This is a genomic window from Vibrio tetraodonis, from assembly GCF_003350295.1.
GTDB lineage: Bacteria > Pseudomonadota > Gammaproteobacteria > Enterobacterales > Vibrionaceae > Vibrio > Vibrio tetraodonis.
Genome location: NZ_QLYY01000020.1, coordinates 118,755 through 140,883, shown reverse-complemented (window position 1 = coordinate 140,883; position 22,129 = coordinate 118,755). Strand labels below are relative to the sequence as shown.

Annotated in this window: 20 protein-coding genes; 11 read left to right on the top strand and 9 right to left on the bottom strand. The window is 42.8% G+C overall.

The window, feature by feature from the left end; translation table 11 throughout:
* Nucleotides 1-487 (top strand): transposase (locus tag DPF90_RS15810; RefSeq protein WP_162814050.1); only part of this gene is annotated, 487 nt, incomplete at its 5' end.
* A 56-nt stretch (nucleotides 488-543) separates the two neighbouring features.
* Here DPF90_RS15810 and DPF90_RS15805 read toward each other — a convergent pair.
* Nucleotides 544-1,422 (bottom strand): Tim44 domain-containing protein, encoded by an 879-nt coding sequence (locus tag DPF90_RS15805; RefSeq protein ID WP_114787302.1) that lies wholly within the window; start codon nucleotides 1,420-1,422, stop codon nucleotides 544-546.
* Between the two features lie 198 nt (nucleotides 1,423-1,620).
* Between DPF90_RS15805 and DPF90_RS15800 the strand changes: the two genes are divergently transcribed.
* From DPF90_RS15800 to DPF90_RS15790, 3 genes are all read left to right on the top strand, one after another.
* Nucleotides 1,621-2,211 carry a TetR/AcrR family transcriptional regulator gene (locus DPF90_RS15800; RefSeq protein ID WP_114787301.1) on the top strand — a complete coding sequence of 197 codons (591 nt, stop codon included), beginning with the start codon at nucleotides 1,621-1,623 and terminating at the stop codon, nucleotides 2,209-2,211.
* Nucleotides 2,212-2,237: 26 nt separating this feature from the next.
* The gene (locus DPF90_RS15795; protein WP_114787300.1) at nucleotides 2,238-4,109 is read left to right on the top strand and encodes an MFS transporter; all 1,872 of its coding nucleotides are present in this window, start codon (nucleotides 2,238-2,240) and stop codon (nucleotides 4,107-4,109) included.
* Between the two features lie 130 nt (nucleotides 4,110-4,239).
* Nucleotides 4,240-5,163, top strand: coding sequence for a YeiH family protein (locus DPF90_RS15790; protein ID WP_114787299.1), 924 nt, complete (start codon nucleotides 4,240-4,242; stop codon nucleotides 5,161-5,163).
* Here DPF90_RS15790 and DPF90_RS15785 read toward each other — a convergent pair.
* Nucleotides 5,160-5,342: a hypothetical protein gene (locus DPF90_RS15785; RefSeq protein ID WP_114787298.1), complete on the bottom strand. Its 183-nt coding sequence runs from the start codon at nucleotides 5,340-5,342 to the stop codon at nucleotides 5,160-5,162. The genes DPF90_RS15790 and DPF90_RS15785 overlap by 4 nt on opposite strands.
* Before the next feature lie 201 nt (nucleotides 5,343-5,543).
* Here DPF90_RS15785 and phnR point away from each other — a divergent pair, with 201 nt between their 5' ends.
* Entirely contained in the window at nucleotides 5,544-6,245 is a 702-nt protein-coding gene (gene phnR, locus DPF90_RS15780) for a phosphonate utilization transcriptional regulator PhnR (protein WP_114787297.1), read from the top strand.
* 17 nt (nucleotides 6,246-6,262) lie between these two features.
* Here the strand turns inward: phnR and menE are convergent, their stop codons facing one another.
* From menE to DPF90_RS15750, 6 genes are all read right to left on the bottom strand, one after another.
* Nucleotides 6,263-7,645 carry an o-succinylbenzoate--CoA ligase gene (gene menE, locus DPF90_RS15775; RefSeq protein ID WP_240314532.1) on the bottom strand — a complete coding sequence of 461 codons (1,383 nt, stop codon included), beginning with the start codon at nucleotides 7,643-7,645 and terminating at the stop codon, nucleotides 6,263-6,265.
* On the bottom strand, nucleotides 7,633-8,619 hold the full coding sequence (gene menC, locus DPF90_RS15770; protein WP_114787295.1) for an o-succinylbenzoate synthase: 987 nt from the start codon (nucleotides 8,617-8,619) through the stop codon (nucleotides 7,633-7,635). Before menC ends, menE begins: the two co-directional genes overlap by 13 nt.
* A 92-nt stretch (nucleotides 8,620-8,711) precedes the next feature.
* Nucleotides 8,712-9,578 carry a 1,4-dihydroxy-2-naphthoyl-CoA synthase gene (gene menB / locus DPF90_RS15765; protein ID WP_114787294.1) on the bottom strand — a complete coding sequence of 289 codons (867 nt, stop codon included), beginning with the start codon at nucleotides 9,576-9,578 and terminating at the stop codon, nucleotides 8,712-8,714.
* 15 nt (nucleotides 9,579-9,593) lie between these two features.
* Nucleotides 9,594-10,388: a 2-succinyl-6-hydroxy-2,4-cyclohexadiene-1-carboxylate synthase gene (gene menH, locus DPF90_RS15760; protein ID WP_114787293.1), complete on the bottom strand. Its 795-nt coding sequence runs from the start codon at nucleotides 10,386-10,388 to the stop codon at nucleotides 9,594-9,596.
* Nucleotides 10,378-12,093: a 2-succinyl-5-enolpyruvyl-6-hydroxy-3-cyclohexene-1-carboxylic-acid synthase gene (menD, locus tag DPF90_RS15755; protein WP_114787292.1), complete on the bottom strand. Its 1,716-nt coding sequence runs from the start codon at nucleotides 12,091-12,093 to the stop codon at nucleotides 10,378-10,380. The genes menH and menD overlap by 11 nt, the downstream gene beginning before the upstream one ends.
* Nucleotides 12,094-13,398, bottom strand: coding sequence for an isochorismate synthase (locus tag DPF90_RS15750; RefSeq protein ID WP_114787291.1), 1,305 nt, complete (start codon nucleotides 13,396-13,398; stop codon nucleotides 12,094-12,096).
* 213 nt (nucleotides 13,399-13,611) lie between these two features.
* On the opposite strand from DPF90_RS15750, the gene DPF90_RS15745 reads away from it, so the two are divergent.
* Nucleotides 13,612-14,826, top strand: coding sequence for a pyridoxal phosphate-dependent aminotransferase (locus DPF90_RS15745; protein ID WP_114787290.1), 1,215 nt, complete (start codon nucleotides 13,612-13,614; stop codon nucleotides 14,824-14,826).
* Between the two features lie 117 nt (nucleotides 14,827-14,943).
* Nucleotides 14,944-15,537: a 5'-deoxynucleotidase gene (gene yfbR / locus DPF90_RS15740; protein ID WP_240314531.1), complete on the top strand. Its 594-nt coding sequence runs from the start codon at nucleotides 14,944-14,946 to the stop codon at nucleotides 15,535-15,537.
* A gap of 9 nt (nucleotides 15,538-15,546) precedes the next feature.
* On the opposite strand, the gene DPF90_RS15735 is transcribed toward yfbR, so the two are convergent.
* Complete coding sequence (locus tag DPF90_RS15735; RefSeq protein ID WP_114787289.1) at nucleotides 15,547-16,677, bottom strand: hypothetical protein; 1,131 nt, start codon at nucleotides 16,675-16,677, stop codon at nucleotides 15,547-15,549.
* 352 nt (nucleotides 16,678-17,029) lie between these two features.
* On the opposite strand from DPF90_RS15735, the gene DPF90_RS15730 reads away from it, so the two are divergent.
* From DPF90_RS15730 to DPF90_RS15715, 4 genes are all read left to right on the top strand, one after another.
* Complete coding sequence (locus DPF90_RS15730) at nucleotides 17,030-17,719, top strand: hypothetical protein (RefSeq protein WP_162814049.1); 690 nt, start codon at nucleotides 17,030-17,032, stop codon at nucleotides 17,717-17,719.
* A 319-nt stretch (nucleotides 17,720-18,038) separates the two neighbouring features.
* On the top strand, nucleotides 18,039-18,761 hold the full coding sequence (locus DPF90_RS15725; protein ID WP_114787287.1) for a DUF4956 domain-containing protein: 723 nt from the start codon (nucleotides 18,039-18,041) through the stop codon (nucleotides 18,759-18,761).
* Nucleotides 18,762-18,763: 2 nt separating this feature from the next.
* The gene (locus DPF90_RS15720) at nucleotides 18,764-21,385 is read left to right on the top strand and encodes a CotH kinase family protein (protein WP_114787286.1); all 2,622 of its coding nucleotides are present in this window, start codon (nucleotides 18,764-18,766) and stop codon (nucleotides 21,383-21,385) included.
* Nucleotides 21,382-22,053, top strand: a complete 672-nt coding sequence (locus DPF90_RS15715) for a polyphosphate polymerase domain-containing protein (RefSeq protein ID WP_114787285.1) — start codon at nucleotides 21,382-21,384, stop codon at nucleotides 22,051-22,053. Before DPF90_RS15720 ends, DPF90_RS15715 begins: the two co-directional genes overlap by 4 nt.
* Nucleotides 22,054-22,129: the final 76 nt, after the last annotated feature.

Below are 22,129 nucleotides of genomic sequence, written 5' to 3'. Positions count from 1 at the left end.
CCTGTATACAGCTCCGCAAGGTGAGATTGAAGGGTTCATAACCTCGTTAGTAGACCCTCAAAAGTATCCATTGGAGCAGCTATTAAGTATCTACTGGCAACGATGGCAAATTGAAGAAGGTTACGGTGAAATCAAGCAAACTCAGTTGCAGAGTGAAGTGACACTTAGAAGTCGCTTTGCTGCTGGAGTTAGACAAGAGCTTTGGGGCATTTTGCTTGCCTATAATTTAGTACGTTTAGAAATGATTCATATTGCCGAAGATGCCAATGTAAGCCCAACTCGGGTTAGCTTCACAGCAGCAATAAATTTGATAGATGCCCAGTTGCGATGGCTAGCGCTCAGCCCCGATGGCACTTTATCTGTCAGGCTCAAACAAATGCGAGAGAGCATCAGCCATTTCATTTTGCCAGATAAAAGAAAGGACCGAACGTTTCCACGTTCAGTCCTCTTTGTTCGGGCCAAATATCCATTTAGATATAAGTATTAATACTTATCCGAACGGCATTAAAGCATATCGCTTGGGCTTTTTATTATGGTATTGGATTAACCTTGTATACCGACAATTAACCAAGGAGCATTGTCAGTGGTCAAGTCACGCTCAAGGTGCCAAATATCTTCGATGCTTTCTTCAACATTTTCCACTGCGTCACGGTAGCGGCCACTGAACTGAATGCTAAGTTGAGCCTTGCTACCATCATGATCTGCTCGAACAATTTCAGCATCAACATACATGACATCGGTATGCTGTTCACCGTCAAATTTTGCACGCTCTTGCTGAAGGTCTGCAAACAAGCTTGGCGATACATATTCCTTTATGGTGTCTAACTGGTTGTGATTCCAAGCTCCTTGGAGAATACGGTAGTGTTCACGTGAACCGTTGATAAAAGCAGCTTGATCAAAACCTGGTGGATAGTTGTGAGGGACATCTGACGTAGCACCAAAGCCAAATCCACCTTGTGAACCTTGTTGAGGCTGCTGCTCGAAGTTATGAACATTAGGCTGCTCAAACTTTGGTGCGCTACCGCCAAACGCAGGTTGCTGTCTTTGTTGGTTCATGCTGCCTTGTTTGGCACCCAGCACGCCTTTCATTAACTTGAAAATAACAAAGGCAATCAGACCCATGATAAGAATATCCATGAATTGAATACCCTCAAAAGCGCCGCCAAAGAAAGCCGCCAAAAGACCACCAGCCAGTAAGCCACCCAATAAACCACCCATTAGACCTTTTTTGCTTGAGCTGGGCGATTTGGTCGCTTGGTCCTTACCTATGGTATTGTTGTTTTGCTGTTGTTGCTTTGGCGCTGGAGCCGTTTTGTAGCTTTTACCAAATGACTTGCCGCCACCGAACTTCTTAGCTTCAGCGATCGGAGTAATGGCAACAGACACCATTAACAGGGCAACAAGGGAGAAAAGTTTTTTCATAGTTTTAGTTTGCCTTAGGATTTCTCAGATGAGGTAATAGTTATACTAACTCTGCAATAGTAGCGCGTGTATCACAAGATGAAAATACCATCAATGTCGAGACATGTATCAAAGTGTTGCAAATTCCACAATTGGTCAGTTGCGCTGGGCTAAGAGCCTGATAGAATATCGAACATCGTTCATTTTCGACATTTTGCCATGGCCCGTAGAAACGACCATACACGTGAAGAGCTAATATCTATCACGTTAAACACTGTTAAGGATTTCCTTAATGAGAACTCTTATCACGAGCTAAGCCTTCGTAAAGTCGCAAATATGATTGGTTATGTACCCAGCACATTGGTTAACGTCTTCGGGAGTTATAATTTACTATTACTTCATGCCGTCGCTCAAACACTGGACGAGTTAGCGAGTGAAGCTAAAGAGGTTGTCGAACAAAGTCCTGACACTAAAACCGCTTTATATCAGCTTGCTTATTGCTACCATGATTTCGCAAAGAAACATCCCCATCGATGGCAGCTCATTTTTGAGCACAATATGAATGGTGAAGCTTTGCCAGAATGGCAAGCAGAAAGAATTGCCAATATGACGGGGATGCTTGAGCAACTTCTATCTCATTTGGCGCCTCAGAGGACTAAACAGGAAGTCCTGCAAGCTAGCCGCGTTCTCTGGTCCGGTGTGCATGGCATTACTTTACTCAGTGTTGATGATAAATTTTTTGCCGCAGAGCCAATTGACGGCAAAAAGCTGATAGACAATTTGCTGTCGAGCTATATTGCCAACTGGTAAACATCCTCTACGGGAAAAGGAAATCCATGCCACATAAGCAAACATCGCTGTTAGGGAAAAGGCGATTTCTTCCTTACTTTATCACTCAATTTTTCGGCGCATTCAACGACAACATTTTCAAAAATGTCTTGTTGCTATTTGTTGCTTTCGCAGGCGCTGATGCCCTTCCCATATCCAGTGATCTTTTTATCAATCTAGCTGCTGGGCTATTTATCCTGCCTTTTTTCCTGTTTTCTGCATCCGCTGGCGTCCTAGCCGATAAATATGAAAAGTCTTGGTTCATTCGTAAAGTAAAGCTGGTCGAAATTGGCATAATGTGTCTTGGCGCAATTGGCTTTATTACGGAAAGCTATATTATTCTTCTTATTTTGCTGTTTTTAATGGGCACACAATCCGCCTTTTTTGGACCAGTCAAATACGCTCTCCTACCCCAGCAATTAAAACCCAAAGAGCTAGTGCCTGGCAATGCGCTCGTAGAGACGGGGACTTTCCTGGCCATCTTACTTGGAACTTTGGGAGCTGGCGTTATAGCATCGGCGGAAGGAGCGAAGTATATTGCTGCCGCTGGGGTCATTGTTTTTGCTTTACTGGGATACATGGCAAGCTGCGCAATTCCCACCGCAGCGCCAAGTGCTCCTGATCTTAAGTTTCGCTGGCAGCCAATTAAACAACTTCGCAATACTCTTGCCATAGCCAAATCTGATCGATCTGTTTTTCAAGCTCTGATGGCAATCAGTTGGTTTTGGTTTTTAGGTGCAGCCTACCTCACTCAGTTTCCCAATTTTACTAAAACTTACCTCAATGGTAGCGAAAGCGCAGTGTCCTTTCTTTTAGCACTTTTTTCAGTCGGGATTGCTCTGGGATCGCTCGCTTGCGATAAACTGTCTAATCACCGCATTGAACTGGGTATCGTACCTTTAGGCAGCATAGGTATTTCAGCTTTTGGGTTGAGCCTAGCATTGTCCGTGCCAAACCAACTCCCTGAAATGCAGACTTTCAGTGCCTTTATTTCTTATTCCCCCTTATGGCCCGCGTTTGCTTCACTGCTCATGCTAGGTATCTCGGGCGGCATTTTTATTGTCCCTCTCTATGCTTTCATGCAGCACAGAGCAAAGGTTAATCAGCGCGCACAAGTTATTGCCGCGCTTAACATATACAACTCGCTCTTTATGGTTGGCAGTGCCGTATTGGGTATTGTTTGTCTCGCCGTTATAGGAATGAGTATTCCCGCGCTTTTCTTACTTTTAGCAGCCATGAATATCTGTGTCGCTATCGCCTTATTGCTTCGAGTGCCGATACGTACGGTCCGCTTTATAACTTGGGCTGTCACACATACTATGTATCGAGTTAAGCATAAAAACCTACATCACATACCAGAAAAAGGCGGCGCGCTCATTGTATGTAATCATGTCAGCTACATGGATGCCCTGCTCCTCAGCGCTGTATGTCCCAGATTAATTCGCTTTGTGATGGAAGAGGAATATGCCAATCTACCGCTCCTGCGCCGGTTCCTCAAAAGAGCGGCGGTAATACCCATATCAGCGTCTAGCCGCAACTCAATCCGTGATGCATTTCGTGAGACCGAGCAGGCTCTCAAACAAGGAGAGCTTGTCTGTGTTTTTCCTGAGGGGAAACTGACAAGTACAGGAGATATGAACGAATTTATGCGTGGGATAGACATTATCCTGCATAGAAGCCCAGTACCTGTTATTCCGATAGCACTAAAAGGGTTATGGGGTAGCTACTTCAGCCGCTACAAAGGAAGGGCTTGTCAGGGTTTTCCCTCTCGATTTTGGTCAAAATTGGAGGTTGAAGCAGGACCTGCTGTTGAGCCAAGCGATGCAACCTCTGAGCGCATGCATGCCGAAGTTTCTAAACTACGAGGAGATTGGAAGTAGAGTTGATGTTATATCTGATCAAGATAACCGCCCTGTTCAGGTTTTCTGAACAAGGGTTAAAACAAATTAAATCTATTTCTTTACCTGAGTCCGCTACACTTTAGCACTATCTATGAAAAGTACTTTGTCGATGAACCTAATAAAAAACCAACTTGTATTCTGGCTTGCCTTAATTGCTTGTCTGACTCCTTTTGTTACGTCTCCAACTGCGCTAATTATCGGCTTTTTGCTTGCAACACTAGGCTTAGTACCTCACGAGTTTAATCTTGCTAAAATCACCAAAAAGTTGCTCGCATATTCTATTGTCGGTTTGGGCTTTGGTATTCATTTTAACGATGCGTTGGCCGTAACTTCTGATGGCATTGGTTTGATCGTCGCAACCATTGTCGGAACGCTTCTCATCGGTTTGTGGACAGCAAAAGCATTTAAGCTAGATAAAAAAACTGGCTATTTGATTTGTTCTGGTACCGCAATTTGTGGTGGTAGCGCCATAGCAGCTGTCGCACCAGCTATAAAAGCCAATGACGGGCAAATCGGCTTATCTCTGGCGACTGTGTTCGTGCTCAACTCACTAGCTCTGTTTATCTTTCCTGTTATTGGCCATGCCGTTGGTCTTGACCAACATACCTTTGGAACATGGGCTGCCATTGCTATACATGATACCTCATCTGTGGTGGGGGCAGCCTCCGCCTATGGGGAAGAAGCGTTAACAACGGCCACAACACTCAAGCTCGCTCGTGCACTATGGATCATTCCGGTCGCATTGTTCAGCGCTTTTCTGTTTCGCAGTGACTCTAAAAAAATCACCATCCCCTACTTCATCTTGTTTTACTGCCTGGCCATTGCCATTAGTGATCTTCTTCCTCAATTTGAATTCTTCTACCAGACCGTATTTGATATTGCCAAAAAAGCCCTAGTCGTTTGCCTATTCTTGATTGGCTGTGGTATTTCGGTGGAAAAGCTTAAATCAGCCGGACCTAAGCCTCTCGTGTTTGGTGTTACGTTATGGATCGGGATTTCATGCAGTTCACTGGCTTGGCTTTTACTGACTTAATGCTCATGGAGCTTCACCTTACTCACTCGACTTTGCCGCTTGGGCTTGAATTCTAAGAGTAAAGAGATAAGCATAAGAAACGCTGACAATTCGACTAATGCTCTCATTAATCCTTCACTTTGCGTAGCAATGAAGATTTGGAGCAAAGTCGCGAGCACTATGATGATTTTAGCTGCCATCTATATATCCATATTCAAATTCCGTAGCATTTATTATGAACTAAGGTTATAAGAATCGGAAAGACACATTTGAACTATGAAAGATCCATTTTAACTAAGTTTTGCTTTGCATTAGGCGTTTACAATTTATGTTAATCACACATAATACTCTCAAGTCATGTGACAACCGCTTATAGAAACAAGCGGGTAATAGGAAGCCAGATGCAATACGTTAAAATAAAAGACTCGATTGTTGAACAAATTGACACTGGTATGCTCTCTCCACGCCAAAAGCTGCCGTCAGAGCGAAAGCTTGCAGAATCATTTGATACAACTCGCGTCACCCTGCGAGAGGCTTTATCGCTTCTCGAAGCTGAGGGGAGGATTTATCGTGAGGATAGAAGGGGTTGGTTTATATCACCACGGCCACTGCGCTACGACCCAACTCAAAGCCCAAGCTTTTCAGATATCGCCCAGGCCCAAGACCGTTCGCCAGCAACTAAGTTAGTGACAGCGAAAAGTATGATGGCAAATAAGCAAGCCACAAACTTATTACACTTGCCACCTTTCTCGGATGTTTATCATGTAGAGCGTGTTCATTATTTGGAAAAACGCCCCGTTGTTTATGTGACTCATTACATCAACCCCAAGTATTTTCCAAATATTTTGGACTATGACTTAACCAAATCGCTAACCAAGATTTATCGAGATCACTTCAGTGTCGTCTACAAAAGAAGTCATTACCGCATTTCAACTAGCACATTACTCGGAGAAGTGGCGCTAGCGTTACGCGCAACCTCAGGTACTCCAGCTATGGTCATTGAACGAACCAATTACAATCAAGATGGTGATATGATCGACTGTCAGATAGAGTATTGGAGACACGATGCTATTAAGATTGAATCCGTCGCCGCTCTCGTCTAACTAAAGGCACGAAACCATCAGTTACTAGCCTGCCGCCACACCCATTGATTCACCACCAACCGTGAGGTCTTAATACCATGACTTTGGAGGTTTTCCGGCATGTCATAATAGGCAATTGGCCACTTGAACTTAATTAATTCTCGGCTGAGATACTGTTCAATATCGGCGATATTTATACCCTTATCAGTTTTAATAACAGCAACTGGTCTATGGCCGTATTCTTTATCTTCAATAGGCACTACGATCGCTTGAATAACAGTAGGAATTTGATTTAATACCGCTTCAATTTCTTCACAGTGTATGTTTTCACCACCCGATACAAAGAGGTTATCTGCTCTACCGGTAACATGCAGCTCATCGTTTTGCCATGATCCTAAATCTTTAGTATCAAACCAAGCGTCATTAGTAATAGGGATAATGTCACCTTGCTGATAATATCCGCTAGCTAGCGTTTCGCCTGAAATATAAATCCGCTGTCGTTTTAGCTTTACACGGCGATTTTTAAGTACTTGACCGACACCATCACTGCCATCAACTTTCTTCGCTGTCACCGTTGATGCCGCTTCTGTCATTCCGTATCCAACCCAAGTTTCAACACCTAACCGCGATGCCTCCTGACACAAAGATAATGGAATGTGGCTGCCTCCAAGAAGCACATGGGAAAGTCCTTGCACTGCTTTATTTTCCAATGCTCTTTGCAGCTGGGTTGGAACAAAAGAAGCGTGTGTCACCCCAATCAGATCGCTTGTTAATTCTCCACTAGCGAGCTTTAAAGCCGCACCACTATATAACCAGCGATAAACGATAGCCAATCCAGACACATGATACATGGGCAGACTGAGTAGCCAAGTGTCCTCCTTGGTAAATCGCATTGTATCGAGTAAACCTGACGCGGAATAAAAATGCTGACGAGAAGTGTGAACAACGGCTTTGGGTGTGCCAGTTGATCCTGACGTAAATATTATCGACGCTGGTCTATCTTGATCATATTCTCGCGCAAAGTTCTCAGAAGACGAGGCTTGTGAGTCAATACGAAATGACCCCACCTCTGACAAATTAGGAACCGTACTGCAAACTTTTACTGGTATTTCGCTTGGATATAGAGTTTTCAACTTGGTATTAAAGTCTGTTCTTGTTTGCGGCATAACCAGAGCACAAATTACCCCTAGCTCCATACACGCCAAATAGGCCAGCAATATTTCTAAGCTGTTTTTCCCCACGCACGTCAGCACATCTGCAGATTTAATACCTTGACTAAATAAGCTCGCAGCAACACTGTCCACTAAGTCATCAACTTCAGACCATGTATAATCTTTACCTTCCGACTTTAAGGCAACAGTGGAAGGACATAACTGAGCCCATTCTTTAACAGGGGAGCGATTAGCCACTACACCTGCCACACTAGCTGATGCTGAGCCAATTTAGAAACTGGCAAATCGCAGCCTGGCCAGCCAACCTCTAGCTGCTCAGCAAACAAACCTACTGTATCCAACCCGGGAACCTCATCCGGTAACAGCCATTGAGACAGCCGAGCTAACTGTGTGAGTCCTATTGTTGACTCTATGCTCGAGCTAATAATAGGCTTAATGCTCAGAGCCTTAGCACCTTCTATCAAGGCAATACAATCTTGTACTGAACCGAGGAGTGTTGGCTTAATAATGATAGCCTTAGCACCATCAAAATCTTGGAGTTCAAAATCAGGCTTGCGCACCGCATGTTGAAGTGTTTCATCCCACGCAATAGCTATTCCAGTATTAATCGCAAACGAAAAGCTATCTCCCGGTGCTTCACATGGCTCTTCAACAAAAGCGATTCGTTGACGAAGGGACGGCGCGACTTTTTTGGCAAACTGCTGAGCTTGTTCAGCTGTCCACGCGCGATTAGCATCTAATCGCAAGGTAAGATCGGGAATAGATTCCAGCAATAAGCTTACAATCAAGCCATCACGGATTGGCTCATATAAACCCACCTTCACTTTGGCGACTTTCTGGCCTGTCATAGCACTTAACCTAGGCAACAGCTCATCAGGGTCACCTGAACATAAAGGCGCCGCCTGATAACAGCCTTCTTCAGGCAAACACTTGTCCAATTCTAGCTGCGCCATAGATAGACCAAAAGCGACCGATGGATGCAAAGATTTATAATCAAACCACTGACCATTTTTCCAAAACGTTAACTTCTCTACCAATTGTGGATAAACATCCTCAATGCTTTCGTGGCTAAAACCCGGTAAAGGAGCAACTTCTCCCAAACCAGTTTTTCCATCCATTTCCAGCACAACCACAAAGCCCTCTCGTTCCGTGAGTTTTTGCTCTCTCAATACCACACCACTGTCCATCGACAGCTGATAGCGAAAAAGTTTGGCTGTTCTCATATCCATATACCTTGTAGTTATTTTTGTATTCGTCAGCGTTCACTAACTTAGGGTACACCCAAAAAGTAGGGCGTTATTCACCTCCCATTTTGCTATGGATTTCTCGGAAACTGCTCAAAGTCAGGTCGACGCTTTTCATTAAATGCATTACGGCCTTCTTGGCCTTCTTCAGTCATATAGAACATCATTGTCGCATTGCCCGCCAACTCTTGCAGGCCTGCTTGCCCGTCGCAATCGGCATTCAACGCTGCTTTGAGGCAACGAAGCGCCATTGGGCTATGTTGCAGAGTTTCTCTGCACCAACGGACGGTTTCTTTCTCCAACAGCTCCAAGGGAACAACCGTATTCACAAGACCCATGTTGAGTGCTTCGTCCGCATCATAAAAACGACACAAAAACCATATTTCACGAGCTTTCTTCTGACCAACAATTCTCGCCATGTAAGCGGCACCCCATCCACCATCGAAGGATCCAACTTTAGGGCCTGTTTGACCAAATTGCGCATTATCTGCGGCAATGGTTAAGTCACACATCATATGCAGCACATGACCACCTCCAACAGCCCAACCCGCGACGGACGCAATAACAGGCTTGGGGCATGTTCGTATTTGGCGCTGGAAATCCAATACGTTCAAATGATGAGTTCCAGAGTCGTCCTTATAGCCACCGTAATCACCACGTATTTTCTGATCGCCTCCTGAACAAAACGCTTTTTCACCAAGACCTGTAAGTATAATGACTCCGACTCTTTCATCATAACGAGCATCCGCCAGCGCTTTCATCATTTCCTTAACCGTCTGAGGACGGAAAGCATTATGAATCTGAGGACGAGCAATGGTAATTCGCGCAATACCATCTTCCGATTTGTGGTACTGAATATCCTCAAAGTCATTAGCGCAATCATTCCAATATACTGGCGCGTACAATTCCTGATCCGAAAGACCGACTGTTTTTGACATCATGACTCCTGTTAATTAGGTAGCATCTAATAATAGGGCTCTAACATTAGATTTAACAATATTAGTAAAGGCTTGCGGATCCTCAATATGAACATTGTGACCGACTTGTTGAATACAAGTGTACGGCAAGCCACTACTTGCATTCAGTTGTTTGAATTTCTTGTCTTTATCACCACATATGCAGCGTATGGAAGTACTCGAACTTTTGAGAATATCAAGCAGAAAATCTTGTTTCGCTAACGTGGTCGCTAGCAACATAGAAGCGACTGATGAACCAAAATTTTTTGCTCTTTTTCTGACTAAATCTGTTTTCTGTGTATCACTCAAAGATTGAAAAACAATCTGTTGATACCAATCTTCAAGGACGGTTTCTATGGTTTCGTGGCTAAAACGGTTGGCCCAGACTCTGTCATTAATTAGGCGCTGCTTTTTATGTTCTTCATCATCAAGACCAAAATGGCCCGACTCACAAATCAGCAGTTTAATGTTAAAGGCAGAAAAGTATTCCTTAGCGAGCCCTGTCATCACAATTCGAGCCCCCATTGAGTAGCCCACTAAAACTATAGGCGCTTGTTCAGGAACATGTTGAGACAGAACATAAGATATTTGATCGCAGCAGGATTTAAAATCGACGCAATGTACGTTTTTACTTCGGCCATGCCCGGGAAGATCGATGCATAAAACTGGGTAGTCAGAAAGAAGCTCTGCGCATTGGCTCCAGTCACTACTATCGCCAAGAAATCCATGCAGGCAAACAATAACGGGCAAAGAGCTGCGGTGGTCGCTATTGTAAAAACGGCTAGCAAGCATCGAAATACCCTACTAACTCTTTTAACTGCTTTGATGCTTGTTCTGGAGGTGTTATCACCTCAACCATAAGAGTACCTTCCCCGTTGGTTAAATGCTGTTTTACAACATAGTTGTAGTCTGAAAGGCTGTTAGGTTGCTGATACTTGAGTCCAAATTGCTTTGCCGCATATTCAAACTGATACCCATGTGACATCTGATAGAGCTGGCGTTTATGTGCTTTAGAGACAGGAAGCAAGTCAAAAATGGCTCCACCATCATTGTTGATGACAACCAATACAACAGGCGTTTTTGTATCAGTAAACAAAGACAAAGAGTTAAGATCATGTAGAGCAGAGATATCACCGAGATAGAGAATACTTGGCCTATTTGTCGAACGCACTATCCCTGCAGTGGTAGCCACTAATCCGTCGATACCTGACGCGCCTCTGTTACTATAAACTCTTGTGTTGGGGATAACGCCGAACATATCTACGAGACGAACAAATAAGCTGTTCCCTAGTACGATTTGTGTATCGGCTGACAGGTTTTCTAATGTGGTAGCCAAACCTATTTCAGTAGGCGCTTCGCCAGGTAATACATAATTATCAATGAGACTACGCACTTTTAGGCAGCAGATATCAAGCTCTTCACACCATGACTCTATAGCCGGACTATGCCCTAGTGTAGACAGATAGCTATCAATCAATGAACAAATCTCAGATACGTGGTGAACTTGAGCCACATGGCTAGAATTATTGCGCTCAGCTTGCAGAGAAACATAATGATATTGAGCTTGTTTTTCTTTAACTTGGATTTCGACCCACTGGATAAGCCTCTTTGAAACAAAACGGGCGCCAAATTGGAGGATAACTTCGGCTCGGCTAATCAGCTCTTTATATTTAGCACCACGTAACCAAACATCGTAATATGCTTGAGAGCTTGACACTCCAGATTGAGGATCGCATAAACAGGGCCAACCTATTATTTCCGCAAGCTTCTTCGCTAGTTTCGCTTCCTCTAAAGAGACATCACCTACTAAAATCACACCTTTTTTTTCAAAAAATCCAAAGTCTTGAGCGATTAAACTCGAATGAGATACCGACTTACAACTCAATGGATGACCTGATTTCCACCACGTAGCAACACTGTCCATGTAGGTTTGATGAACACTCTTTGGTGATGATCCATACAGTGGTTCAGGGAATGGACAGTTTATGTGAATGACGCCACCGTCTGTTTCTTGCTTGTACATCAGTTGATCTACAGAAGTCAAAAGCCAACTCAGCGGCACAGATCTGCTAGGACTGGGAAGATTGATTGCGTGCCTAGCATGAGATGAGAATATACTCGTTTGATTTATTGCCTGATTCGCCCCGCAATTGATAAGCTCAACGGGCCTATCTGCGGTAATCACAACTAATTTCTCACCGGTTAGATTTGCTTCTACAATCGCCGGCAGCAAATTCGCTACAGCCGTTCCAGAGGTAACAATAATGGCAACCGGTCTTTTGCTGGCTTTAGCAAGCCCGTGGGCCATAAATGCCAAGCCACGCTCATCAAAGTGAGTATGCAGGGTCAATTTAGGATTATCAAAAGCCTCTATAACAAGAGGGGTAGACCTTGAACCTGGCGCAACGCATGCTTCCTCAACACCAAGGCGAGTAAGCTCTTCAAGCAGAACTTGGCTCCAGATTCGATTCACAGCAGATTGCGCTCTATCATTCATCTAAGAAACAGCCTCCAGTTCATGGGAATCATCAAACAGAGAAAGTAACGTCGACATCTTTTTGTCCAATTCATCCCACTCATCAGTAGCAACAGACCCAGAAACAATTCCTGCTCCTGTAAAAAGCTCAATTTCATTCGCTTTCACTAGTGCACTTCTGATCGTGACACAAAACTCGGCTTGATGACGGCCGATAAAGCCCAAAGAGCCTGCATACCAGCCTCGATGGAAAGGTTCATACTGCTCAATAAACATCATTGCGTCTTTGCGAGGCAAACCGGCAACAGCAGCAGTAGGCTTGAGCGCGTGTAATAATTCCACAGAACTGGTGTTGGGTTTGAGATGGGCATAAATATTACGTTTAAGGTGTTGTACTTTGCGCAGCTTGATTAAATGGGCTTCACTATCGGTATCAATTTGGCTGGCGTATGGAATCAGACGTTCAACAATATCATCGACAACATGACAATTTTCATGTCTATTTTTGGTATCCATACACAACCAATTCGCTAGAGCCATATCTTTGGAAGCACTCGCTCCTCGGCCAACCGTTCCTGCTAAAGCCTCTGTAGAAAGGTTTTGCTGATGCTTTACGAACAAACGTTCAGGGCTAGAACCAACAAAACTGCACGATTCATCGATAGCAAACATAAAGTGAAAACTATTGTAATTGTTAGCACGGCTCGATTTAAGCAGCTGTGCAGCACTAGCTACACCATTCATTTTTAGAGTGGTTTTACGCGCAAGCACTACTTTTTTAAATGCTTGACTATCAATACCAGTCAGAACTCTGTTCACAAGCTCACACCAATCTGCTCTGTCTGGGCAATGTGTAAGCTTGCTGACATTAATAGATAAAGGCGGTATCGGAGGCAGCTCTGTGACAATTTTTTTCAGTTGGTCCAGAATATCTTGTCTATCTTGATTTAAATTGACTGCAATAAACCACTGCTTACCCTCTCGGATTAACTCTATCAATGGTAAAACAAAAAAATGAGGAGTAGGGATATAATCAGAAACATATGGCTTATTGAAGGGGCTACCTCCCCATACACGTTGATCTTTGGCTAATGAGTCAACGTCGATAGACCCAGAAAAGACCGCCAACTGGCCTAAAGCCACCGTTTCTTGATGGGCATCACGAGACTGCCAGTAAAACTTGGGATAAAGGGACTGAGCATCAGCCCAATCAATGCTGTCAATATTCGGCGTCCCTTGAAAGCAGTACACCAAACGTTTTTGATCGGACTTTGCTGTTTTTACACTCTCAATTAGATGTCTAATTGCTTGACGAAACAATGACACAACTACCCCTTTACCCGTAGAGCTTTAGGCCAATTTTACATCGCCAATTTTTTCATTGCCCCTACTCAGATCAATGTTATCGCTCAGGATATAGCAAATCCTTCCAATAGAGTTCCAAGTAACAAAATACGCATTAATGCAGTTTTTTATTCTAAAAAATATGTTTTTGATGTAGTTTAATAAAGAAATCAAAACATTTTTAGGTTGTATACAATGCAAGATATCGAGATGTCGTCAAAACTCGATAATGTCTGCTATGACATTAGGGGACCTGTACTCAAACATGCTAAGCGTATGGAAGAAGAGGGGCATAAAATTCTAAAGCTCAATATTGGAAACCCTGCTCCCTTTGGTTTTGATGCCCCAGACGAAATTTTGGTTGATGTGATTCGTAATTTGCCCACTTCCCAAGGCTATTGTGATTCAAAAGGAATCTACTCCGCACGTAAAGCGGTAGTGCAATATTATCAGCGTAAAGGCATTCGTTCTCTGGACGTGGAGGACGTCTACATAGGCAATGGCGTTTCGGAGCTTATCGTAATGGCTATGCAGGCACTACTGAATAATGGTGATGAGATGTTGGTGCCCTCTCCTGACTATCCACTTTGGACAGCCTCTGTTGCACTCTCAGGAGGCAACGCTGTGCATTATCGATGTGACGAACAATCAGACTGGTATCCAGATTTAAACGATATACGTAAAAAGATCACACCTAAAACTCGCGGAATCGTATTGATCAACCCAAACAATCCAACTGGCGCCGTTTATAGTCGTGACTTTTTATTGGAAGTGATTGAAATTGCTCGCCAACATAAACTCATCATCTTCGCAGATGAAATATACGACAAAGTGCTTTACGACGGCGCAACTCATACCTCAGTCGCAACTCTTACAGAAGACCTCTTGGTGGTCACTTTTAATGGTCTATCCAAAGCCTATCGCGTGTGTGGTTTTCGTGGTGGCTGGATGTTTATCACAGGCCCCAAACATCTCGCTCAAGGTTATATTAACGGATTGGAAATGCTCGCCTCCATGCGCTTATGCGCCAATGTTCCAATGCAGCACGCTATTCAAACCGCACTTGGCGGATACCAAAGCATAAATGAATTGATCCTTCCCGGCGGACGACTGCTAGAGCAGCGCGATCGCGCTTACGAACTTATCAACCAGATCCCAGGAATATCATGTGTTAAACCCAAAGGGGCCATGTATCTATTCCCGAAAATCGATACCAAGATGTATAACATCAAAGACGATCAGCAAATGGTACTCGACTTCCTAATTCAGGAAAAAGTTCTTCTGGTGCAAGGATCTGGTTTCAACTGGCCTGAACCTGACCACTTTAGAATAGTGACCCTACCACATGTCGAAGACTTAGAAATGGCAATAGGACGCTTTGAACGCTTTCTTTCAACTTATAGCCAATAATAAGGTAAGTTTTATTATTTAGGTCAAGATTACTGGATAAGTACTCTGCTTATTGAAAGGAAGGGACTTAATAAATTGACCTACAATTAAAGCAAACAAGCATCATAGGGAGTCAACGTGGATCAAAGCACATTTATGGCATGGGTGACCCGCATGCCGCTGATAAAACGCTGGGCCTTGATGCATTGTTTTCAAGAGGAAAATGTGTCTGAACATTCTCATCAAGTTTCAGTAATAGCACATCTTCTCACTGTGATAAAAAACAAACGTTACAATGGTAATTTAAACCCTGAAAAAGCCGCAGTTGTGGCGATTTACCACGAAATTTCTGAAACAAAACTTCAAGATATTAACTCAAAGACCAAATATCATAGCCCTGAATTTACTGCAGCCTTTAAGAAACTTGAGGATATTGCTGAACAAGAATGTTTAGAAACGTTGCCTGCTGACTTGCGTGATGAATTCTCAAATTTGCTAGTACAGAAAAATGTAGAAGTTGAGTACAAAGCGATAGTCAAGGCTGCTGATATCCTTGCTGCTTATATAAAGACATTAAATGAACTGAGATTTAACAATAATGAGTTTTTGCATGTTAAAGAAGGCCTAGAGCCACGTATCGAGCAGTTAATTGCAACCATGCCTGAAGTGAAAGATTTTATGGATATTTTCTGCGACAGCTGCACAACCACATTTGACAAAATCTCTGGCTAAAAATGTCGTTTAGAAACCTTTGGTATCAAAGCTAAAACCAAAAAGCACAAATCGCTCAATCTCACTGGAGTAATTGTTTTTTGCGAGACCTGTTTGCAATTTAAGCTTGACGCTTTTAGATAGGTTTTTAATAAAACCAAGGTGGTGCGACTGATACTGAACTTCATTAATTGATTTTGAAAGCGAGGCTCCTGTATTGGGCTGTTGGCTTAAAATACCAATGTAATCATTCTTGGCATCACTTTTTCCAAATGTATAGTACAGTGTCCAGGTCCTAGAGGGCCTAAAGGCGGCATGCATTCTTATCCTATACCCATCAAAAACCGTATACACATCCTCTTTATAATCATTTACTGTGTATTTAAATGAAAATATAAACGGTTTAATCGGAACATTAAGGACGGCGTTGTAATAGTACGAGACTTTGTTTTCAAGCTCGACGGTATTTGGTAGACCAACTAAGCTGCCCTGAATGTTACTCAGGGTTGAACTTGTAAAATCTACTCTTGTTTCAGCAAAACTCAAGATAGTTGAAAAATACTTCCACTTACTACGAAATTCAGCACCGTAAGGAATATGCATATCGAGCGTATTTGCCCCCAGCTCATTATTGTTTGAACGTCCAGAAACCACACGAAGATGGTGCTTATCCCAATCATAGCGCCACTGAAAACCGTCATAGGAAGTAACATTTAGAGGAGTGACTTCTCTTTGCAAAGATAGCCAAGGGTAACGCATCGCGTTGTAGACATTATCATCAAAAATGTGCAAAGGCTCTATCGTCTTACCAGCATAGATCTCTGATAGTTCAATGTCGTCTTCATACAATCGAGAGAGAAAACTGGTGTGGAAGACTATGCTATCCTGCCAAGATTCATCAAGTGTAAATTTAACGTATGAATCCCCTATGCTTTCTCCTTTAATATAGTTTTCATCGACAGGCGCATAAAATATATTGCCACTAAATGTCGCATCAAGCCCATAGGCAGGTAAAGCTGCGAGCGCTATTGATCCAGAAAGCAGATAGCGTAGAAGCATTGATTTACACACGACATTTTGGTTGAACTCACCCTCAAGTGCACTGGATGAAGAATGTGCAATTGGGATGATAGGCTTACTATCAGGTAGCTTTTTATCCAAATTCAAATAAATACGTGATATTTGTTCTTTATCTAATGCTGCTGAGCGCTAGGGTGAATTTATTTATATCTCCTAGCTTTTCCATTTTTCCCATCCTTTGTACTACCGATATGTGAAATAACTTAATGATTAACATTGAGCAAACACATCAATCCTTATCAAAACAGTCTAAAAAAACACCATTCGTTAAATGAAAAATTAACCAATTATTCGTGTTTCATTTTGAGAATCGTCAGATCAAATGGTCCAAGATACCGAGGTGAAAACTATTGATAAAACAGCAGAATCCCTTCTCTGCAAAAATAATTATTCGAACTATATTTTAAAAATAGATCCAGTTTGTGAGGCCGTTATGAGTCGTTGGCTAGTGAGTATACTTTTAATGTCTTGGTCATATTCACCAATATCGATTGCCAAAGATAACGAGTCAATAAAAGTGGCCATCGGTAATATTTATCGTGAACAAGATGCAACATCTGAATACGGTATACAAGTGGAGAACGACCTTCAGGCCATCTACTCAGGCGCAGGTCTTGACGCCAAGTTTACCTATTTACCAAACGAAAGGGCCATTCAGTCAGTCATAGAAGGTCGCTATGATGCGCTTGATATGCGTATTGCAAGATTGGCAGAAAACAAAGAGCTAATTAAAATCAATGTACCTTTGGCAAGCTTTGATGTTTACCTCTTTTCAATCGAAGACAAATTTTACAACAGCCTAGACGATGCTAGGGACGAAACCATAGTTTCGTTTCATGGTGCTCGATACACCAAAGTCCTAAAAAACTACAAGCACCTCTACTTAGTTCACAAAGCCAAACAAGCAGCACTAATGTTGACCAAAGGAAGAGCCAAACTTTGGCTAGCTCCAAAAGTCACCTACTTGTTTTTAAAAGATCAGTTTCCCCAAATAAAAGTGGCTAGCCCCATCATTGCTAGAGATGATTTGTACCACTACATTCACGTATCAAATGCTCACTTAGTGGATAAACTCGAAGCCTCTGCAAAAGAGTACGTCAATTCAAAGGCTAAGGAACAATAAATACGTTATTACACTTCGACTATTTTTACCCCTTCTCATCATACAAGTTTAACTGTTGTTTTCTTTGTCATTTTCATTATTTCTCAGTCAGTTATGCAACATGTACAACCATATTTAGGACAATTTTCATTTGGCATTTTACAACCAGCTTACTCACTGCCTATGGTTATTGGTAGCGCAAGCCTCTGATTTATCGAGCACAGCTTGTTAAAAATTCAACTCAGTATCGTTTCATAAAAGCTCAGGTATCCAATGGCCACTCGTCATTAGATGCCATTAGAAACGCAACCTTATTCTGGCACTTTGCAAAGGGGGTACTATGGATTCCGTCGATCCACTCTTGCTAGGATTTCTTCCCAAAGATATACGAAATATGTTCTTCCCATATGCGAGCGTGCAATTGGGGTCTCTGTTAATCAACCTGATTTTAGGCTTTGGCCTAGCCTCTCTGATTGGTTATCACTTCAGGAGATATGCATCCGCTTTTTGTAATAGACAGGATTTCTCTCGGCTATTTCCTTTGCTGATGCTAACCGTGATACTGATAATCACTGTAGTAAAAGCTTCATTAGCACTCGCGCTAGGCCTTGTAGGAGCGCTTTCTATAGTCCGATTTAGAACACCGATAAAAGAGCCAGAAGAACTGGTGTATCTTTTCCTTAATATTGGTGTTGCAGTTGCACTAGGTGCGGGGCAAACATTGGCTGCGGTTATCGCTTGTATCATTACTTTGCTGCTCGTCACCATAGTCAAACGCCATCAGTCTAAAATATCCGAAGAACAGGGGCTATTTCTGTCGTTACAATACAATGCATCAGATGCTCAAAACGTCCCAATCACACAATTGAAAGCGCTACTGTCAAGCAAAGGTAATGGACTCGATCTTAGAAGGTTTGATACGCAAGAAGATATGTTTAGTGCCACCTTTTTTATTACCGCCTATCAATCTCAGCACCTCGATGACATGCTTTCCGAGCTTAGACAGACGTTTCCAGGTATACAGGTTTCTATGCTTGAGCAGCATAATATATCTGGAGTATAGCGATGAAACTGACTCATGGCCGTGAAGCCTTAAAACCAAAAGAATGGTTAGCCATTTGTCTGGGACTAGTATTGGTCTTTGCTCTGATCACTCCTTCTTTGGACAGTATTAAAATCTTCCTCTTGCAACGTGGTTATACTGCTTTATCAGAGGAACCAAAGGAGAAGTTAGTACAGTTTGCAACTGACATGGCAAAAGCCCCCATTAACTTTGTTACGGCAAACCATCACCTTCCCACTGTGCGTGTTGATATCACCTACCCTAATTGGTCACTTCTGGTTAAAGATAGAGAAACCGCCTTTAACCAAGGGTTTATTCCTGTCAATCGTTCAGAGGTCAAGGCAAGGATCTATTCTGACAACAGGGTTCTCGATGCTAAAGTACGTTTGCAAGGTGATTTACTCGACCATGTTAATGGTGTCAATCGTTGGTCTCTAAAGTTTAAAGTCGATAATAAGCAAGCTCTTTTCTCTTCTCGACGCTTTGCATTGATCAGCCCACACGTCCGAATTAACCATGGTCCGACACTTTTCGCAGAGACCATGAAGCTAGCTGGTTTTGATATTATTTCGCCGCGTTACACTCCAGTGAATGTGATCGTCAATGGAGAAGAATGGGGAGTGATGTACCATGAACAAGGTTTTGGGCAAGATCTTCTTGCGATCAACAAGCGCACAGAAGGATTAATCGTTCGCCTTGATTTAGCAGAGCAGAAAGATACGGATGGAAAAGTCCATCGAATATTCAAACCCAGAGTCTTGCAACGCAATACCATTGTCAACAGTACTGCACTAGGTTATCAACGCCAAATAGCGTTATCGCTGATTGGCGACTTTATCAATGGTAAACGTGATGCAAGTGATGTTTTCGACTCCCAAAGACTCGGTCAGTACCTTGCGGTCATTGATACTTGGGGTGCTTGGCATGGATTAGCATGGAACAACTGGCGCTGGTATTACAACCCTCATACAGCAAAGCTTGAGCCAATACAAAGTGATGTAAATGTATCACCTGCTAAACATTCGCTAATGATGAAGCCACCTAGCCATTATTTTTTACTCAGTAAGAAAATGCTCGAAGATAAAGAGGTCAGGAAACATTACGACTCTTCCATTGATACCTTAGGTAACCTACTCACTGACAGCACGCTCCAGCTGCACCTGACAAAAGTACAGGAGCCACTTTTAAAAGCTCTGCACAGTGGGTTGCCTCTCACCACACCATTTAATCCAGATAACTTACAAGCTCAAATGGTGTGCTTACAATCTAATTACAAAGACACGTCATGTATTAATGTCTCCAACGTCAGTAGCGACCTGCACCAACAAATGGATTCCATGACGTCTTTACCTCTATGGGATTTAAACACACACTATGTCACTAAGCCCAGCAATAACCTTATTATTCGAAACCCTGAAAGACAACCACTTCGTATTTTGGGCCTCACTGGATGGACAGACTTTGATGAGCGCTCAAGTCTTGAAGAAGCTAACTACTCTTTCCCTTTGGAGTTAGCATCGGGCGAAAGTTTTTCTGTTACGCTACCAAAGCATATTAAAACTGTCGAACTGCGTGCCTCTACGACTGGTCAGTCAATGGGTAACTACCAATTTAGGCGCAATATTGAACCCATGAGTTTCCTCCCTAGGCCTGCAGATACAAATAAAGTCAATCAATATGCTTTTATTCAACAAGAGAAAGAAGCTTGGCGCATACCTGCGGGTAACTGGGTGATTAATGACTACCTCATCACACCTGAAAACTGGACTCTGTATCTTGAACAAGGGGCCAATATTGAGTTTGGCAAAAACGCAGGCATTATGGTTTTCGGACAACTGGAAGTCGAAGGCACCACAGCCAAGCCTGTTAAACTGTCCAGACGGGGACAGATACCAAATTGGTCGGGCTTGAGTCTGTTTAACGCCAATAATGAAACCCGCTCAAGGATACGTAATTTACATATTTCGTATGCTGGCAGACCAGACCTTGGTTTATGGCAACCCAGAGGCGCAACTTATCTTGTCGGCGGAAAACTCTCTGTTGACGGACTTTTCATCTCCGACAACGTTTCTGAAGATGCACTCAATATCGTCAATAGCGACGTAGATATTTCGCATCTTTCCATCAAGGAAGCGCTGTCTGATGCATTTGACTGTGACTACTGCACGGGGAAAATTTACGACAGTGAGTTTGCAAACATAGGCAAACGTTCTGGCGGCGATGGGTTGGATGTAAGTGGTTCTGATCTCGATGTCTCAGGCATCAACTTCTCAGATATTCGTGATAAAGCGGTTTCTGTCGGTGAAGAAAGCCTAATGCGACTAAAAGATATAGAATTTGCTCGAGTTAACTTTGGCCTTGTTGCCAAAGACGCATCGGCAGTAGAGGCAGAATCAATCACGGCAAAAGATGTAAGCCATTACGCGCTGATGAGCTACACCAAAAAGCCACTATTTGGCTCAGCAACACTTAAAGCACTGGAGTTTCAATGCTCAGGGTGTGAGAAAAAAATCATTTCCGAGCTGGGTAGCGAACTTAATGTCAATGGCGTAGTCATTGCTAGCCAAGCGCTTGACGTTGGAAAACTCTACAATACAGTAATGAAATCGGATAAACCTTTATGAGTAAACGATTTGAAATCAAGGTCCCAATTCCACTCAACCGCTTACAAGTGGTTGAGAACTGGCTTATGCTTCATGCCTATCAGTTCCAAACCCATCACCCAGACAGGTATGTCAATAGCTTGTATTTAGATAGCCCAAACTTAAGCCGGTATGAAGAAAACCTAAGCGGTATTACCCAACGTAGGAAAACTCGAATCCGTTGGTACGGGGAACTCGCACATCCGGAAAATAGTAAGTTGGAGTTTAAATATAGGCGCGGCGGAAAAGGCTCTAAGGACATCTACCCCATCGATATTGATTGGTCTAAACACAAATCATGGCGAAACATCCTCAATCATTGTCGCCAACAATTACCTATTAATGCTCAAGTGTATTGGGAATGCGAGAGTATTCCAGTCTTGATTTCACGCTACAAACGACGTTACTTGATTTCAGCCGATGGTAACATTCGCGCGACATTTGATGACAGTATGCAGTGTTTTGATCAAAGATATTCAGACCAAGTCAACGTGCACTCAGGTAAAACTTTAGGTGATTATGTGTTACTTGAAATCAAAACCAACGCTGAATATGAAAGTGACTTATCAAAGCTGATAGCAACCTGTCCACTGCGTCCATCTAGGCACTCAAAATACGTCAATGGAATTCGTCAACTCATGTGGTTTTAGATTGTCATTGGTCGAATACTGTTTGATCTTTGTAGTTTCTCAAGTTTTTGTGTACGGTATCATAAAACACTTGGGA

Coding starts and splice junctions, on each gene's coding strand:
- DPF90_RS15805 (WP_114787302.1), bottom strand. CDS start 1,422: ATGAAAAAACTTTTCTCCCTTGTTGCCCTGTTAATGGTGTCTGTTGCC.
- DPF90_RS15800 (WP_114787301.1), top strand. CDS start 1,621: ATGGCCCGTAGAAACGACCATACACGTGAAGAGCTAATATCTATCACG.
- DPF90_RS15795 (WP_114787300.1), top strand. CDS start 2,238: ATGCCACATAAGCAAACATCGCTGTTAGGGAAAAGGCGATTTCTTCCT.
- DPF90_RS15790 (WP_114787299.1), top strand. CDS start 4,240: ATGAACCTAATAAAAAACCAACTTGTATTCTGGCTTGCCTTAATTGCT.
- DPF90_RS15785 (WP_114787298.1), bottom strand. CDS start 5,342: ATGGCAGCTAAAATCATCATAGTGCTCGCGACTTTGCTCCAAATCTTC.
- phnR (WP_114787297.1), top strand. CDS start 5,544: ATGCAATACGTTAAAATAAAAGACTCGATTGTTGAACAAATTGACACT.
- menC (WP_114787295.1), bottom strand. CDS start 8,619: ATGAGAACAGCCAAACTTTTTCGCTATCAGCTGTCGATGGACAGTGGT.
- menB (WP_114787294.1), bottom strand. CDS start 9,578: ATGTCAAAAACAGTCGGTCTTTCGGATCAGGAATTGTACGCGCCAGTA.
- menH (WP_114787293.1), bottom strand. CDS start 10,388: ATGCTTGCTAGCCGTTTTTACAATAGCGACCACCGCAGCTCTTTGCCC.
- menD (WP_114787292.1), bottom strand. CDS start 12,093: ATGAATGATAGAGCGCAATCTGCTGTGAATCGAATCTGGAGCCAAGTT.
- DPF90_RS15745 (WP_114787290.1), top strand. CDS start 13,612: ATGCAAGATATCGAGATGTCGTCAAAACTCGATAATGTCTGCTATGAC.
- DPF90_RS15730 (WP_162814049.1), top strand. CDS start 17,030: ATGAGTCGTTGGCTAGTGAGTATACTTTTAATGTCTTGGTCATATTCA.
- DPF90_RS15725 (WP_114787287.1), top strand. CDS start 18,039: ATGGATTCCGTCGATCCACTCTTGCTAGGATTTCTTCCCAAAGATATA.
- DPF90_RS15720 (WP_114787286.1), top strand. CDS start 18,764: ATGAAACTGACTCATGGCCGTGAAGCCTTAAAACCAAAAGAATGGTTA.
- DPF90_RS15715 (WP_114787285.1), top strand. CDS start 21,382: ATGAGTAAACGATTTGAAATCAAGGTCCCAATTCCACTCAACCGCTTA.